General features: G+C 61.7%; 17 protein-coding genes, 1 tRNA gene and 1 pseudogene. 10 read left to right on the top strand and 9 right to left on the bottom strand.

Annotated elements, in window-relative coordinates:
* Window positions 1-4: 4 nt before the first annotated feature.
* Both C8D95_RS13130 and C8D95_RS13135 read right to left on the bottom strand, forming a co-directional pair.
* Window positions 5-778 carry an SseB family protein gene (locus C8D95_RS13130; RefSeq protein ID WP_109759637.1) on the bottom strand — a complete coding sequence of 258 codons (774 nt, stop codon included), beginning with the start codon at window positions 776-778 and terminating at the stop codon, window positions 5-7.
* A complete protein-coding gene (locus C8D95_RS13135; protein WP_109759698.1) occupies window positions 775-1371 on the bottom strand; it encodes a uracil-DNA glycosylase family protein in 597 nt (198 codons plus the stop codon). Before C8D95_RS13135 ends, C8D95_RS13130 begins: the two co-directional genes overlap by 4 nt.
* A 72-nt stretch (window positions 1372-1443) precedes the next feature.
* Here C8D95_RS13135 and C8D95_RS13140 point away from each other — a divergent pair, with 72 nt between their 5' ends.
* From C8D95_RS13140 to C8D95_RS13165, 7 genes and pseudogenes are all read left to right on the top strand, one after another.
* Window positions 1444-1788 (top strand): ArsR/SmtB family transcription factor, encoded by a 345-nt coding sequence (locus C8D95_RS13140; RefSeq protein WP_109759638.1) that lies wholly within the window; start codon window positions 1444-1446, stop codon window positions 1786-1788.
* Window positions 1781-2836, top strand: a complete 1056-nt coding sequence (locus tag C8D95_RS13145; RefSeq protein WP_109759639.1) for a permease — start codon at window positions 1781-1783, stop codon at window positions 2834-2836. Before C8D95_RS13140 ends, C8D95_RS13145 begins: the two co-directional genes overlap by 8 nt.
* A gap of 65 nt (window positions 2837-2901) precedes the next feature.
* Window positions 2902-3108: a hypothetical protein gene (locus tag C8D95_RS22530; RefSeq protein WP_241239717.1), complete on the top strand. Its 207-nt coding sequence runs from the start codon at window positions 2902-2904 to the stop codon at window positions 3106-3108.
* A pseudogene (locus tag C8D95_RS22535) lies at window positions 3105-3506 on the top strand (Na+/H+ antiporter NhaA); the annotation flags it as partial. The gene C8D95_RS22530 and the pseudogene C8D95_RS22535, both read left to right, overlap by 4 nt.
* Window positions 3507-3706: 200 nt before the next feature.
* Window positions 3707-4369 (top strand): ABC transporter ATP-binding protein, encoded by a 663-nt coding sequence (locus tag C8D95_RS13155; RefSeq protein ID WP_109759640.1) that lies wholly within the window; start codon window positions 3707-3709, stop codon window positions 4367-4369.
* Window positions 4344-6005 carry a KpsE/RkpR family capsule polysaccharide export protein gene (locus tag C8D95_RS13160; protein WP_109759641.1) on the top strand — a complete coding sequence of 554 codons (1662 nt, stop codon included), beginning with the start codon at window positions 4344-4346 and terminating at the stop codon, window positions 6003-6005. Before C8D95_RS13155 ends, C8D95_RS13160 begins: the two co-directional genes overlap by 26 nt.
* A 62-nt stretch (window positions 6006-6067) precedes the next feature.
* A tRNA-Gln gene (locus C8D95_RS13165) sits at window positions 6068-6142 on the top strand.
* Between the two features lie 172 nt (window positions 6143-6314).
* On the opposite strand, the gene C8D95_RS13170 is transcribed toward C8D95_RS13165, so the two are convergent.
* From C8D95_RS13170 to C8D95_RS13180, 3 genes are read right to left on the bottom strand one after another with little or no spacing between them, the layout of a single operon-like run.
* Window positions 6315-7955 carry a recombinase family protein gene (locus C8D95_RS13170; RefSeq protein ID WP_109759642.1) on the bottom strand — a complete coding sequence of 547 codons (1641 nt, stop codon included), beginning with the start codon at window positions 7953-7955 and terminating at the stop codon, window positions 6315-6317.
* On the bottom strand, window positions 7952-8359 hold the full coding sequence (locus C8D95_RS13175; RefSeq protein WP_109759643.1) for a DUF2924 domain-containing protein: 408 nt from the start codon (window positions 8357-8359) through the stop codon (window positions 7952-7954). The genes C8D95_RS13170 and C8D95_RS13175 overlap by 4 nt, the downstream gene beginning before the upstream one ends.
* Window positions 8352-8663, bottom strand: a complete 312-nt coding sequence (locus tag C8D95_RS13180) for a DUF3489 domain-containing protein (protein ID WP_109759644.1) — start codon at window positions 8661-8663, stop codon at window positions 8352-8354. Before C8D95_RS13180 ends, C8D95_RS13175 begins: the two co-directional genes overlap by 8 nt.
* 791 nt (window positions 8664-9454) lie before the next feature.
* On the opposite strand from C8D95_RS13180, the gene C8D95_RS22955 reads away from it, so the two are divergent.
* Window positions 9455-9610 (top strand): excalibur calcium-binding domain-containing protein, encoded by a 156-nt coding sequence (locus tag C8D95_RS22955; protein WP_428842850.1) that lies wholly within the window; start codon window positions 9455-9457, stop codon window positions 9608-9610.
* A 12-nt stretch (window positions 9611-9622) separates the two neighbouring features.
* Here C8D95_RS22955 and C8D95_RS21730 read toward each other — a convergent pair whose 3' ends face one another.
* On the bottom strand, window positions 9623-10255 hold the full coding sequence (locus tag C8D95_RS21730; protein ID WP_146202999.1) for a hypothetical protein: 633 nt from the start codon (window positions 10253-10255) through the stop codon (window positions 9623-9625).
* Window positions 10256-10688: 433 nt separating this feature from the next.
* On the opposite strand from C8D95_RS21730, the gene C8D95_RS13190 reads away from it, so the two are divergent.
* Together C8D95_RS13190 and C8D95_RS13195 are read left to right on the top strand one after the other, a co-directional pair.
* Window positions 10689-10904 (top strand): hypothetical protein, encoded by a 216-nt coding sequence (locus tag C8D95_RS13190; RefSeq protein WP_109759645.1) that lies wholly within the window; start codon window positions 10689-10691, stop codon window positions 10902-10904.
* A 608-nt stretch (window positions 10905-11512) separates the two neighbouring features.
* Complete coding sequence (locus C8D95_RS13195) at window positions 11513-12211, top strand: glutathione S-transferase family protein (protein ID WP_109759646.1); 699 nt, start codon at window positions 11513-11515, stop codon at window positions 12209-12211.
* A gap of 14 nt (window positions 12212-12225) precedes the next feature.
* On the opposite strand, the gene C8D95_RS13200 is transcribed toward C8D95_RS13195, so the two are convergent.
* The 3 genes from C8D95_RS13200 to C8D95_RS13210 all read right to left on the bottom strand — a co-directional run bounded on the left by C8D95_RS13200 (window position 12226) and on the right by C8D95_RS13210 (window position 14318).
* Window positions 12226-12744, bottom strand: coding sequence for a GFA family protein (locus tag C8D95_RS13200; RefSeq protein ID WP_109759647.1), 519 nt, complete (start codon window positions 12742-12744; stop codon window positions 12226-12228).
* Window positions 12745-13314: 570 nt separating this feature from the next.
* Window positions 13315-13506 (bottom strand): hypothetical protein, encoded by a 192-nt coding sequence (locus C8D95_RS22055; RefSeq protein ID WP_164721745.1) that lies wholly within the window; start codon window positions 13504-13506, stop codon window positions 13315-13317.
* A gap of 101 nt (window positions 13507-13607) precedes the next feature.
* Window positions 13608-14318 (bottom strand): DUF6065 family protein, encoded by a 711-nt coding sequence (locus C8D95_RS13210; protein WP_109759648.1) that lies wholly within the window; start codon window positions 14316-14318, stop codon window positions 13608-13610.
* Window positions 14319-14324 lie beyond the last annotated feature (6 nt).

Genomic DNA, 14324 nt, shown 5'->3' on the forward strand with positions numbered 1-14324 from the left:
CCGATCAGCGAAGCTTTGGCGGTCGGGTCGGGTCCGTGCCCGGAGCGCGCGGCGGTTCGGGTGGCGCGACCTTTGGCAAATCGAAGCGCAGGCCGACACGTCTGAGCCGCGCAAGCGCCGGGGCGTCGGGCGGCAGGAAGGTGACGTCCAGTTCCCCGGCGGCGAGGTCCGAGAAGACGAGCGCCTCGCGTACAGCCCGCGCAATGGCGGGTTCGGCCCCGTCGCGCGCGTCGACGATGGCCAGAAGGTGCCCCCGCCGACCGCCGCGGTAGCGGACCGCGACGAGCCAGGCGGCTTCGGCAAGGCCCCCGGCCGCGGCGAGGCGCGCGTCGAGGGATTTCAGGAGTGTCTCGGGAAGGCCGGAGGGCGGAAGGTACTCGGTCGGCGTCGCCGTTACCTGGGAGGGTGCTATCCCGAGCGTATCGGTCAGCCAGGCCAGCGCCTCGGGCGGGATCAGGATGGCGGAGGGCGCGACCTCGAAGTTGAGACCGATGCCGATGGCGCGGCCCGACAGCAATGCCGCGAGCGCGCGACCTGGCAGGGCGGCATAGGGCGCGGGGCCTCCGGCAAAGGCCGCAAGCCGGTCTTCGCCGTCGAAGGCGAGGACGAAGGTGCCCTCCTCGGTGTCGAAGAGTTTGGGCACCACGGGACCGCCGCCGTCGCTTTCGATCATCAGGACGAGTTCTGCATCGGCGAGTTGCGCGAAGAAGCGAAGCCGCGCCGCGTCGTCGGCGGGGGCCGCATCCATCTCGGCGTGCGCGCGGTCAAGCGGAGTCATGCCAGCGCCTCGGACACGCGAGTGCGGAGAACGGGCAGAAGCTCGGCCTCGAACCACGGGTTGCAATTGATCCAGCCGGTATTGCGCCAGGACGGATGGGGCAGGGGGATCGCGTCCGGTAGGAAGTCGCGCCAGCGCGAGACGGTCCGCGTGACGCCGCCCTTGGCTGCAGCGCCCAGATGCCAAGTCTGGGCATAGCCGCCGATCAGCAGGGCGAGCCGGAAGCGCGGCATGGCCTCGACGATCCGAGCGCGCCAGGTCGCGGCGCAGATGCGGGGCGGAGGCAGGTCGGATCCGGAGGCGTCATAGCCAGGAAAGCAGAAGGCCATCGGCACGATGGCAACCTTCGAGCGATCGTAGAACGTGTCCTCGTCCACGCCCATCCAGTCGCGCAGCCGCACCCCGGAGCGATCCCAGAACGGCTTCTGCGCCTCATGCACGCGCAGGCCAGGCGCCTGGCTCGCGACCAGGATCGGGGCGTCGGGGCCGAACCAGACCACCGGGCGCGGCTGATGCGCCGTGGCCGTCGCGGCGAAGCGGTCGGCGCAGAGGCGGCAGGCCGAGATGTCGGTGGCGAGACGGGAGAAACTCATGTCGCGCATGTAGAGGCGGCCGGCGCAGATTTCCACCTTGACTCGTTTCTATGTTTCTAGAAATATAGAAGCATGGACATGACGCCGACAGATGACAGCACCCTTGCCGAAGCCGCCTCGACCTTCGCCGCGCTCGGGTCCGAGCAGAGGCTGGGTGTCCTGAGAACGCTGGTTCGGGCTGGGCCGGACGGACTGTCGATCGGCGAGCTTGGGGCGCGGTCCGGTGTGACCGGATCGACGCTGACGCACCACATGAAGATACTCTCGGCGGCCGACCTCGTGCGGCAGGTGCGCGAGGGCAGGCGTATCATCTGCATCGCAGCCGCCTATGCGCGGATGAAGTCGCTGTCCGAGTTCCTGCTGACCGACTGCTGCGCCGACAGCAGCCATCCCCACAAGGATCACCGTCATGGCTGATGTCTCGCACCCGCAGGGACCTGCGCATTCGGGCGGGCCGAGGCTCAGGATCGACCGCGTCTGGGTCTTCGCCGCTCTCTTGCCGCTCGCTGTCGCCGTCATCGACCCGGCGCAGGCGGTCGAGACGGTGCGCTTCGCCTTGGCCGCGCTGCTTCACACGGCGCCTTTCCTTCTCTTTGCCGTTCTCGCCGTCGCCTGGCTGAAGGCCACGGGCGCGGAAGTCCTGCTTGCCCGCGCCTTCGAGGGACGCGAGACACGCATGATCGTGGTTGCAGCACTTCTGGGTGGGCTGTCGCCGTTCTGTTCGTGCGAGGTCATTCCGTTCATCGCCGCGATGCTGGCGGTCGGCGCGCCCTTGTCGGCGGTGATGGCGTTCTGGCTTGCCTCGCCGCTGATGGACCCGGCGATGTTCCTCGTGACGGCCGGCACGCTCGGACTGCCGTTCGCCATCGGCAAGACCATTGCGGCGGTGTCGCTTGGTCTTTCGGGCGGCATGGTGGTCCGTGCCTTCGCGACGTCGCCCGTTTTCGCGAACCCGCTCAAGGTCGCGCCGAAGCCCGCTTGCGGGTCGTGCTGCGGCGGTTCGAAGCCGGCGGCGTTCAAGGGCGAGGTGACCTGGGGCTTCTGGCGCGAGGCGGATCGGCGCGAGACATTCCGCTCGACCGCCGTCGACAACGCGCTCTTCCTAGGCAAGTGGCTTCTGGTGGCCTACATGGTCGAGGCGTTGATGCTGGCCTGGGTTCCGGCGGAATCGGTCGCGGGTCTTCTGGGCGGGACGGGCGTTGGGCCGGTGGTCCTCGGGGCGCTGATCGGCGCGCCGGCCTACCTCAACGGCTATGCTGCGGTGCCGCTGGTCGATGCCCTGCTGCAGCAGGGCATGGCGCCTGGCGCCGCGATGTCCTTCGTCCTCGCGGGCGGGGTGAGCTGTATTCCCGCCGCCATCGCGGTCTGGGCGCTGGTCAAGCCGCGGGTCTTCGCGGCTTATCTCGGGATCGCCCTGTCGGGCTCGATCGTGGCCGGCCTCCTGTGGGGTATCGTCGCGGCCTGAACCGTTTCAGTTGATGGGAGCCGGAGCCTAAACTATTCCCTTCCAAAACCTTTCGGGAGGGCGGCATGTATCACGTCTGGAACTTCGTGACCAACTACTCGCTTCTGCTGATCGCAGGGGCCTTGATCGCGCTGGTGTGGGCGAACATAGATGCCGAGAGCTATCACCACTTCGTCGAATTCGAGCTGATCCACGACTTCATCGTCGGTCACGCGCATTACGATGCCGCAGGGCAGGTCGAATACCGCTCGCTGACGCTCCACTACCTCTGAACCATGCCGAGCACCTGCTGAAGCACCCGGTCGAGGTCGTCCTGTTCTTTTTCGGCCTCCTGAACGCGGGCGTCGAGTTCTCGTCCATCGGGTCGCCGACCTGGCTTGTCCTTCTGGGGCTCATCGTGGGCAAACCTGCAGGCGTCCTGCTGTTCGGCTGGATTGCGGCAGGCCCGCTCGGGCTCGGGCTGCCGAAGGGGATGCGGACCATCGACCTCTTTGTCGTCGGGTGCGTCGCCGCCATCGGCTTCACGGTCTCGCTTTTCATTGCCTCCGTGGCCTTCGAACCGGGGCCAGTGCAGGATGCGGCGAAGATGGGCGCGCTCTTCAGCTTCTTCGCGGCGGCGCTCTCGATTGCAGCGGGCAAGCTCACGCGCGTGCAGAAGCAGGAGAACTGATCAGCCAACGAACCGGCGGAGCCTCGCCGGTTCGTCCTTCCCGATGGCCAAGGGCCGCTGATCATGGCGATCCTCCAGGATTCCGTGCTGGAACACCTGCGATTTAATTGGCAAAACGCCACACATTCGCACCATTTTCGGCTAAGGTCGGAACAAACCGGCCGCAAGGCGCAGTACGGCACGTCAGGCAACATGTCCGCATGATCGAGTTTCGGAACGTCTCGAAGTCCTTCTGGACTGGCGAACGGCGCAAGGTGATCCTTGACCGGGCGTCGTTTCGCGTCGAACGCGGGCAGTCGCTCGGCATCCTCGCGCCGAACGGCACCGGCAAGACGACGGTCGTCAACATGATGGCGGGATTGGAAAAACCGGACGAGGGCGAGATCGTCCGCCGGTCGCGCATCTCGTTTCCGCTCGGCTACATGGGCGGTCTGGTGCCGCGTCTGTCGGCGATGGAGAACTGCCGGTTCATCGCGCGAATCTACGACAAGGACCCCGACTATCTCGAGGCGTTCTGCCGCTGGGTCTGCGGGCTGGAAGAATACTTCGACATGCCCGTCGGGACCTATAGCGCCGGAATGGCGGCGCGGTTCTCGTTCTCGCTGCTCCTGGCTCTCGATTTCGACTTCTACCTGATCGACGAAGGGATGCCTGCGACGACCGATGCCGACTTCAACCGGAAGGCCGGCCAGATCCTTTACGAGCGACTTAAGACGTCCACGGTGATCATCGTGTCTCACCAGGCGACCACGCTCGAGAAATTCTGTAAGACGGCAGCCGTCCTGCGCAATGGGCGGATGCTGATGTTCGACACGCTTGAAGAGGCGAAAGCAGTCTATGACTACCAACCCCAAAGCGCCTAAGTTCCGTATCCGTCGCAGCTCGGGGCGCGCCCCGGGCACCGAGGGCGGCGAGGATCGGTCGCTCCCCGGCACCTCCGAGGACGGCTTCGGCGACATGGCCTTCCCGGGCTCGGCCAAGGCCGACACCGAGGCCGCCTCCGAGACGTCGATCTCGCAGATCCGGCGCGAGGGCCTGACCGGGCGCCAGCTTCGCATGGCGCGACGCCTGGCGCAGAAGCACGGGATGACGCCGTCGTCTGACTTCGACGCCGTGCGCCTCTTGCGCGATCGGGGCATCGACCCCTTCGACCGCGCGAACATGATCGAACTCGTCCACGCCCGCGACACGTCGGACAGCCCCGCACCGGCGGCCGCAGCCGGGCAAGCGCAGCCACAAGGACAGCAGGCCCAACCCGCGCAACCGGGCGATGCGCCGCGCCGCGCCGGTCTGCCGCAAACGGTGGATCCGAAGCGGAACCTGCCGGGCGAGCACATCCCGGCCGGATCCGGTCCGGCCAATCTGCACGACATCGAGCGCATTCAGCGCGATATCATCCGGCGTCGACGGCGGAAACTGGCGCTTCTCGGCCTCAGGCTGACGCTGTTCGTCTTCCTGCCGACGATGATCTGCGGCTACTACTTCGCCTATCTCGCGACACCCAGCTATGCGACCAAGTCCGAGTTCATCGTACAGCAGGCCGAGGTCACGTCCGGCACAGGCGGCCTTCTCGGCGGCACGGCGATGGCGACGAGCCAGGATTCGATCCTGGTGCAGGACTACCTGACATCGCGCGGGGCGCTGCAACGGCTCGACAGCGAATACGGCTATCGCGAGCACTTCAGCGATCCCTCGGTGGATTCTCTTCAGCGTGTCATGCCCGATGCGACGAACGAGGCGCTCTACAAGCATTACCAGAAGCATGTGAAGGTTGGCTACGACCCCACGGAAGGCGTGCTTCGCATGGAGGTCTCGGCCCTGTCGCCCGAGATGAGCCGCGTCTTCTCGGAGGCGCTGATCGGCTATTCCGAGGAACGGGTCGACCAGATCACCGAGCGCAAGCGGGCCGACCAGATGCGCGGCGCGAACGAGACGTTCGAGGACGCCGACCGCAAGATGCTCGAGGCGCAGGAAAAGGTCCTGGCCCTCCAGGAGCAGATGGGCGTGCTCGACCCGCAGTCCGAAACCGCCGGCGTGATGAGCCAGGTCAACGCGCTTGAAACCCAGCTGACCGAGAAGCGGCTGCAGCTGAGTCAGCTCATGGACAACGCCCGTCCGAACCAGGCTCGTGTCGCTGGCGCCGAGGGAGACATCGAACGGCTCGAGACGCTGATCGCGGATCTGCGTTCGCAATTGACGGAGCAAGGATCGACGCAGGGCTCTCTGGCCTCGATGACCTCGCGCCTGCGCATGGCCGAGGTCGAACTCGAGACCCGGACGATGATGATGCAGGAATCGCTCCAGCAGCTCGAAGCCGCCCGCATCGAGGCGAACCGCCAGGTCCGTTTCCTGTCGATCGGTGTGAGCCCCGTTGCGCCCGACGAGCCGACCTATCCCAAGGTCTTCGAGAACACGCTGATCGCTCTTCTGATCTTCGGTGCGATCTACCTGCTGGTTTCGGTGACCGTCCAGGTGCTGCGGGAGCAGGTGTCGAGCTGACGGGATTCGTGTCCGGCGGGACTTGCACAGGCCATCGCGTCTGAGTAAGACACGCTTGCCTTTGGGGAGTGGCGCAACGGTAGCGCAACGGTTTTTGGTACCGCAGGTTGCAGGTTCGAATCCTGCCTCCCCAGCCAGGCACTCCAAGTAACTTTGACGATTGAAGGTGCGGCAGATAATCTGCCGCCCTTTCCGTAAGTTACCGGGAGCACTCTTCGGCGCAGACCAAAGCAAGCCCGGCAACAGGCGCCTTGGCTGGCCTGGGTCTGCACGGGGCATTTTCGCCATACGAGGTTGAATTACAGCGTTTCAGAGGGTCGCTAGCAGGGCACGCTGTTCCTGCCAGTCCGACGGCAGCTCATTGCGCAGGGACCATTCGGATGTGAAGCCCAACGGCTGCCTGCCATCAAGAACATCCCGGACGATGTCAGGAGCCAGGAACGCCAGCCGGATGATCTGCTGAACGCGGCTCTTGTGAGTGCCTTCGGCGTCAGCGATTTCGCCGAAGGTCTCGCCCGCCTTGATCCTTTCCAGCCACTCGATCGCCCGTGCAATGTTACGGGCAAGAGTCTCATCCTGACCCGTCGGCGTATCCGCGAGAACGATCCTTGTCTCCACGCCGCGCTTGCGGAGCTGGAACGGATGGCTCCTGGACAAGGCAGCAGCGTCTATCTGCGTTGCATCCATCGCGAGTTGCGCCGCGACGCTGTCGGCATCAAGTTTGAGGATCATCAATCCGGGTGCGATGTCGATGCGTTCGACCAGTGCCAACATGCCGGACCGGTCGGGATCGGCGCCAAGTCTCTTCAGAGCGGCAGCAGCCTGGGCGATCGTCTCCGCAGGTGCCAAGGGAGCAAGTGTGGCGGCGAAGCCCTGCCGGGAGAAGGTGGCCTGAAGGAGAGTGGCAACCGTGCTCTCAAGCTCCTCGGCCGGCAGACGCCAGGCTCCCGGATGCGGCTGCCCGCTCTGCGCTGCAAGCCGGTGAGAGATGTAGTACCGGAGCCGGACGCCTTTTCGGGTCCTTGAGTGCGTCGGTGTCAGCCGGTCCCCGGTTTCATCAAACAACTTCCCGCAGAGGTGTGACTTAGGAGACGCCAGAGCCCTGCCGCGCCCGCGTGCCGAGTCCTCCTGAAGCTTGCTCTGAACCGCATCCCACCGTTCCGGATCGATGATCGGGGGGTGCTGACCATCGTACACTTTCTTCCGATGCCGGATGCGACCCGCATAGAGAGGGTTAGTGAGGATGTAGTGCAGATGCCCGCGATCAAACGGACCACCTCCAGTCATCTTGCCGCCCGACCTCTCTCGGCGCCGACTACGGAGGTTCAGCCGATCGGCCTCTGCATGGACCTCCCGTACCGTACCAAGTCTCTCATAGAGGTCGTAGATGGTCCGGACGGTCACCGCTTCCTGCTCATTGGTCTTCAGTGTCCGGCCGTCAGGATCATATCCCAGAGGGACGCTCCCACCCATCCAGAGGCCCCGGCGCTTGGAGGCCGCGATCTTGTCCCGTATCCGCTCTGCTGTGACTTCGCGTTCGAACTGGGCGAACGACAGGAGCATGTTGAGCGTCAGACGCCCCATGCTGGTGGCGGTATTGAAGGACTGGGTGACAGAGACGAAGGAAGCTCCGGCCGCATCCAGTGCATCGACGATCTTCGCGAAATCGGCCAGCGACCGGGTCAGCCGATCGATCTTGTAGACGACGATCTGGTCAATCCTGCCAGCGCGGATGTCGTCGAGCAGGCGCAGCAGTGCAGGTCGCTCGAGGCTCCCGCCGGACAGGCCGCCATCGTCGTAGGGCTCCGGCAAGAGCACCCAGCCTTCGTGCTTCTGACTGAGGATGTAGGCTGCGCAGGCCTCTCGCTGCGCATGAAGCGAGTTGAACTCCTGCTCCAGCCCATCCTCCGAGCTCTTCCTTGTGTAGATGGCGCACCGGATCTTCCTCACGACGTGTCCCTTGTCCGGTCGACCAGTCCGAAGAACCTGGGTCCGGACCACGTCGTTCCCGTGATGTGCTTGGCGATCGCAGAGAGGGATGGCCAGGTCCGGGTATCCATGCAGTAGCCCTCCTTCAGGACCTCTACGTGATAGGTGCGTCCGTTCCACTCGCGAACGAGACGGGACCCCGGCCGTGCGACCCGGCGGGTGCTGTCGGAGACCGAATGGCCTCTTGCGATCTGGCGCAGAGCCCGCCGTATGTCCGGCGGAAGCCCACCATGACGACGACACTGGGCTTCATGGCACAGGGCCTTCCGCATGAATGCCACCGACAGGTAGGGCGGCGGAGGAGACCCGAACGCCTCCTCCCAATCCTGCAAGATATGTATGCGGTCGGGATCCGCCTTACCCATGCAAGGGCTCCATTGAGGAGGTCGTTACGGGGCCTGGCTTGGGCTTTCCAATGATGCGGTATCGCGTTCGCCTGGCACGGTCCGATTTCTCCGCCGCAATCTCGTACCCGGCCTTCTTCAGCCCGCTGATCGCCGCTCGCGTCGTGTGCGGCTTCCAGCCGAGTCTGGCACTGATTGCGGTGGCGTCCGCGCCCGACTTCGTCGAGAGCAGCCGGATCAGCTGGGCTGTCTTGGTGTCCCTGGGCCTACCGGCTTTCGTTGGCGCAAGGCGCTTGGTTTCCACGCTTTCTTTTTTAGTGGTCATCTCTGTCTCCTCTTACATGTGCAGGAGCATCTCGCCCCTGCTACCAGGCAAAGCCCGGAGGGCCGGGCGGAGACTGACGGCTAGATCGTCGCGTGGACACTACCGCTCTGGTTCCAGGAGAAGTCCAGCCGGAAAAATGGTTAGCCATGTAGCGGTCTTGCGATAGCAGAAACCCGCAAGAAGGGCGGAAAGGCGACGTTCGCCGTGCGACGCGCGCAAGCCGTGGTTACCTCTCAGGTTTCAACCACCGAACCCGACGATGAGCCGAGGTGCGCGGGACCGACCAGCACTCAAGAAAGGCCGCGACGGCCAGAACTGGGAGTACCTTCAAACTTACACCAAGTGCGGCACGTGGCAGCCGATCCTGCCGACATGTTGAAGCTTGTGTGGTGGAGACGAGTATCGGGATCGAACCCGTGTGCACAGATTTGCAAAAGTGGGTATAACGATGAAATATATCGATAAAATGTTTAGACTTGGGTTCGAAATGATAAGAACAGAGCGTGAATGTTTAGACCCGCTCGTGGACAGTTTTCAGGCCTCAGAAAGCGAAGTTGAGATCACGAAAAGGGCTGGTCGAATTGAGCTCCATGAGAAAAAAACGTGACAACATCTCATCCTTTCGCCGAGCGCAATCCGCGCGCTCAAAGTGGGCGACACCGCAACAAGGCTACCGGCGACGGCGTTTCCCTCGTCGTTATCTCAGAGCGATATGTGTTGTGGCCATCATCTCAATGCTTGGTTGGAAGTTCTACGTCAGCCAATGGCCAGCATGGACGACAGTTCGGCATATGGCTGCGGCGCCAAACTGCGATTTTGCGCGAATGGTGGGCTTGGCGCCCTCCAATCGAGGGCAACCTGGCTACTATCCGAGGCACGATAGGAATCAAGACGGGGTAGCGTGCGAGCCATTTGTTCGGAGGTTCAATTCGCAGAGATGGAGATGACCGATAGTAAGATCAATATTGCAGAACGAATGTGTTCGCCCTGCGAAACAAATTGTGGATCGCGTTGGAAAAAAATGTAAATTTGCGAAAGGCTATCGGAAGTCTCAATTGCCTGAAGGCAATTGGAAGGAAAATTACTGGGGGGGGGCTGCAATTTTCCACGTTCTCGTCCACCGATTCCACCATCTTCGATAATTCATTTGTTAATTGTAATAGGCTTTCTTGGTCAATCTGGTGCAGCTCACCCGATTCTCTGTCGACACCGTTCTTGTGAACGCAATCGTGACGCATTCGTGTAAATCTTTGGATCGCCTCCAGTGAATCTGCTTCAGGTAGTATGTTGAAACCAAGGCCAACACGATAGAATGCATTTGCTTTCTTTAGTTCGTGAAAGGAAACCGCGCGCAGATATTCTAGTAGCGCGGTCGTCGCGAAATCCTCGACGCCAACGGCGTCAGAAAGTCGAATTTGCTTACTGCCAATCCCGATATCCTTGGATGCAAGCAACTTTCCTTGAGCATGCGGACTGTTCGCCACTGTGACAATAAGTGAGTCCGACAAGAATACTTCGAGCGCTGTAATGCTTTGAGCCAATAGCATTCGCGCAAGCATCTGAGATTTCGTGTCGGCGTGCACCTCAACCACCCATGATCTTACGTCATTGATCGTTTACTTAAAGGCGCGAAGTACCGGGCGAGACAACTGTTCCTGTTGCTCTAGCCATTCGTAATAGCCCTGATCGTAGTCGTCATACCCATCAGCTGAACCCCTCACTGGCTCAGCTTCTATTTCGGTGTCGGGATATCCATCAAGCTCGGGATAGGGGCCTCGGAATACGATATCCACTCATGGCGCTAAAACGCCGCTTGTGAGCTTCTGGAAGCGGGATGCTCGGACGACCTGATCGCGGCCGTGACCGGTCAAAGTCCTGCCATGGTCCAGCACTACACTAAGAAGGTTCGGCAGAGGATCAGGGCCATTCAGGCGCAACAGAAGCGTACTGAACAAAGCCAAGTGTAGTTTAGCCTAGCTCCTGTTCCGTCTGGCGCGACGGCGTTGAGCGAAAACAGGAGAACCTATGAACAACGCAGCGGACGCCGCAGTCATCATAGGCTTAAGCCTCGTCGTTCTCATTGGAACCGTTTGGCTTTACATCATCCTCCCCGCTCAGATGGCACGATCACGCAACCGCAGCGTCTTCGGTTGGATTCTGATCTCGCTCATTGTCAGCCCCGCCCTTTCGCTCCTGGCGCTGCTGTACCTCGGCAGGCGCGGACCTGGCCCGGACGCATAGGTCCCCGTGAGCCTCGTTCTGAGTAGAGAAAGAGAACGGAACAAAAACAGAATGTTTAGACGAATTTTTAGACTCGCCTCCGGGCGCGAAGCGACAACCGCCTAACCCATTGAAAAGATTTGGAGGCGAGTACCGGAATCGAACCGGTGTGCACGGATTTGCGATCCGCTACATGCCGTGTACCGACTAACCTTTTCCTGTAAACGGGAATCAACTTCGGCATCGACTTGTCAACAACTTGCGACAGAGATGTAAACGCTTTCCGCCGCCTGAGACGAGCGTAAGCGTGCTGGGCGAGGTAAAGGTCGGGGAAGGGCCGACGCTGTCCTTCATGGCGGGCGGCGCGAAGGTCTAGTGGGCGGGAAGCGGACGCGATGTATTGAACGCTGGACGGCAACTTAGGGCCGAAGCGGACGAGGATCGTAGGACTGCCGAACGTCGGCTAAGGGCCGGAAGCGCCCGGGAGCTCCGCGCTTCCGGACGTCCGCTCAGGGCCCCTCCCTACTTTGACGGTCGCCCGCTGGCACAATTTTCCCGCAGAGCCCGCAACGGACATTCCGGCATTCTTTTTCGCCAATCAATAGACTTGTAGTAAGCTACCGGGCATCATGCGGAACGAAACGCGATCGCTCATGTTCTCCCGCGGCTCGCCATTTGCGCGCGCCGTCCGGATATTACTCCACGAGCTTGGGTTGGCCTATGACGGCCACGAACCCGACGATTCTCCGGCTGAGATCCAACTCGGTACGGTCACGCCCACAATGCAAGTTCCGACACTACGAGATGGTGACGTAACGCTCTGGGAAAGCGGGCTGATCGCTGAATATCTGATGACCCGTTACACCCATCGACCACAGGACGACCGCCCCCTGGCTTTGGTTCCCTGGCGTCCCGAGTTCCTATGGAAGGACAAGCTGCTATTCTCGACCATCCAGACGTTCGGGACTGCTGTGACGACGATATCGCAAATGACCTGGACGGGTGTGCACGTCGACGGGAACCCTCATCTCCGGCGCTGTGCGCAACGGATGACCTTAATTCTCGGTTGGCTTGAAGAAGAACTGGCATTGGCAGATGGCGGTGGGTTCTTCCCGAACTGCGTGTCGATGCAGGACATCTTCCTGATCTGCCATATTCGTTTTGTTCAGGCTCGCCCGCTCGGCATTACGTTCGACCTCTCGCGGCACGAGAAGATCAGCATTCTTGCAGACGAGCTGGACCGCAGGTCCAGCTTCCGCTCGAATCGGATTTTATGGTGGGACCCGGACGTTCTCGATTACGCGCCGGACGGAACCCCAATATACTGAACTGGGAGCATGGGTTAGCGGTCCCGCAAGCGCCCTTGACTCGCGGCCTTCAGTTGCTCTGTCACGAGAGTGTGGGTGTCGAAGACTTGAGCCTCTGCGATTACGCCATCGGATTCCCAGTAGTGGGCATCGAAGACTCGGTGCCCGGCAGGGACTACCGTGCCTACGGGGGCGGAACTCAGATAGAAATGTAGGTTGTTGTCCGGGCGACGCTCGAACCAGTCCTTGTTGTCAAAGGTGCCCGAATAGACGCCGACCGAGCTGGGAAACCGTTCGAACAGCATGTGGGTCTTCGTCCCGCAGGTGCCGCAGAAATGAATGTGGACGAGTTTGCCACTTCCTTCGCTCACGTGCCCAAACACACGCGGCGTGCCACGCAGGAGGTGGAAACGGTTCTTGTCGAACAAAGTTTCGATCAAGTAGGCGCTGCCTGTCGCCCTTTGACAGAAGTGGCAGTGGCAGTGAACCACTTCGTTGGGCTGCCCCTCGACGGTGAATTCAAGGCCTCCGCAAAGACATCTTCCATGTTGCATCCACTCACCCCGGAATTGCCGCAGCGATCATAGCACAAAACGGCCGCTTCGTCCGGGTGGCCGATCCGCAGACTAAATATATGCAGCGAACGACCGCTACTGAGAGGTCTCGCACTGCGGCCACTGCCGCGGTCGTCAAGGTCTGGTCAGGCCGAGAGCGGGCCCCATCGGCCAGCGCCTCGAAGGTCCGGTATAGGCAGGAAGCTTCGTCTGGCAGTGCGTTCGACCCAAGTGCTCTTGGAGTGCTGCGCAGAATTACCTTGAACCCTTAGCAAGCGCACTTTGAGACTTTCAGTGACGAGCGACAACTGCGAGCGAACCGTTTTCTCATCGGCATGGAATAAAGCGATCACCCAATCGTAGTCCTTTTGTCGAAACAAGTTCCATCATCAGAAGGACCGCAGACATGAAAACTCTCGCAACTTTTCTCGCCACAGCCGTTGTGGCCACGTCAGCGTTGACTGCCCCGGCGAAGGCCGACGACCTTGACGACACGATCCGCGGCTTCTTCAAGAAGTTTCTGTCGGGTCAGACCGTTTATCGCGGCGAGACCCAGTTCCGCAGTCGGAGCTACGACCGCGACGACGACGATGACGACCGGGGCCGGCGCGGTTCGAGTTCGAACAGCAACAGCAACAGCAACAGCAATTCGAATTCCAGCAGCAACTCCAGTTCAAACAGCAACTCGAACTCGAACAGCAATTTCAGTTCGAACTCGTCGTCCAACTCGAGTTCCAATTCGAGTTCGAACAGCAGCAGCAACTCGTCTTCGAACAGCTCCGACGACGACGATTGAGGCGGCCTGAAAACCCAAACAAAGCGCGCCGGCCGAAAATGGGCCGGCGCTTTTCGTTTGTCGGCCGTCAGCGCGTGGCGCGTGCCTCGGTCCGATACCAGCCGGGAGAAGCCTGCGTACTGCGGGTGACCGTCTTCCGGTCCGCAGCTTCATCGCTCTGCTCCACGCGGATCTCGGCCTGAAGCTCGACCATATCGCGCCGAAAAGGGATCACCTGTACCATCGGCGAGCCCTTCTCGATCACGTGAAGTCCGTCCTTCGCCACCGGGAAGAAAGGAAAATGCACCGGCGCGCGGTAAGTGTCTGTGTCGACGACGCCCGCCAGGACCTCGAAAAGCCCATTGGGGCGATTGAGGGGATTGAGGAACAGGCAGCTCCAGCCCGGCGGCGTGACGATGGTCCAGAAGTTGTGGAACTTGCAGGCAGCGCGCTTGCCCCATGGATTACCCTTCACCTGGTGAGAGCCATGAAAACTGACGAGCGGTCGGTCGAAGTCCCATCCCGCGTCGACAAGGGCTCCTGCGTCCCTCACGTCGAGCCGGACAGTGGCCGGAAGCGGAATGATCCATCCGGTGCTCATCGCGTCGAGAAACGGCAGGCAGCGCTTGATCGTCAGGCCCGTATCGGTGGTCCCGAGCTTTGCCTCATCGACGGCCGGCAGCCTGCGAAACCAGTCCGGGAGATAGTTCTTGGCCGGGACCGGCGGCGCGATCACGCCGTCGTCCTCGGGCGCGCACAGGAAACGGATCTTGCTGTTGGAGCGTTGAAAGAGGTTCATCGTGTT

Origin of the sequence: Silicimonas algicola, from assembly GCF_003148765.1 — a bacterium.
GTDB classification, from domain to species: Bacteria; Pseudomonadota; Alphaproteobacteria; order Rhodobacterales; family Rhodobacteraceae; genus Silicimonas; species Silicimonas algicola.

Bases quoted from the DNA above. Each gene is read 5' to 3' on its own strand.
- C8D95_RS22955 (WP_428842850.1), top strand. From the start codon at position 9,455: ATGGCTGCGGCGCCAAACTGCGATTTTGCGCGAATGGTGGGCTTGGCG.
- C8D95_RS13180 (WP_109759644.1), bottom strand. From the start codon at position 8,663: ATGACCACTAAAAAAGAAAGCGTGGAAACCAAGCGCCTTGCGCCAACG.
- C8D95_RS13200 (WP_109759647.1), bottom strand. From the start codon at position 12,744: ATGCAACATGGAAGATGTCTTTGCGGAGGCCTTGAATTCACCGTCGAG.
- C8D95_RS13135 (WP_109759698.1), bottom strand. From the start codon at position 1,371: ATGAGTTTCTCCCGTCTCGCCACCGACATCTCGGCCTGCCGCCTCTGC.
- C8D95_RS13160 (WP_109759641.1), top strand. From the start codon at position 4,344: ATGACTACCAACCCCAAAGCGCCTAAGTTCCGTATCCGTCGCAGCTCG.
- C8D95_RS13175 (WP_109759643.1), bottom strand. From the start codon at position 8,359: ATGGGTAAGGCGGATCCCGACCGCATACATATCTTGCAGGATTGGGAG.
- C8D95_RS13140 (WP_109759638.1), top strand. From the start codon at position 1,444: ATGGACATGACGCCGACAGATGACAGCACCCTTGCCGAAGCCGCCTCG.
- C8D95_RS13210 (WP_109759648.1), bottom strand. From the start codon at position 14,318: ATGAACCTCTTTCAACGCTCCAACAGCAAGATCCGTTTCCTGTGCGCG.
- C8D95_RS13195 (WP_109759646.1), top strand. From the start codon at position 11,513: ATGCGGAACGAAACGCGATCGCTCATGTTCTCCCGCGGCTCGCCATTT.
- C8D95_RS13145 (WP_109759639.1), top strand. From the start codon at position 1,781: ATGGCTGATGTCTCGCACCCGCAGGGACCTGCGCATTCGGGCGGGCCG.
- C8D95_RS13190 (WP_109759645.1), top strand. From the start codon at position 10,689: ATGAACAACGCAGCGGACGCCGCAGTCATCATAGGCTTAAGCCTCGTC.
- C8D95_RS13155 (WP_109759640.1), top strand. From the start codon at position 3,707: ATGATCGAGTTTCGGAACGTCTCGAAGTCCTTCTGGACTGGCGAACGG.
- C8D95_RS13130 (WP_109759637.1), bottom strand. From the start codon at position 778: ATGACTCCGCTTGACCGCGCGCACGCCGAGATGGATGCGGCCCCCGCC.
- C8D95_RS22530 (WP_241239717.1), top strand. From the start codon at position 2,902: ATGTATCACGTCTGGAACTTCGTGACCAACTACTCGCTTCTGCTGATC.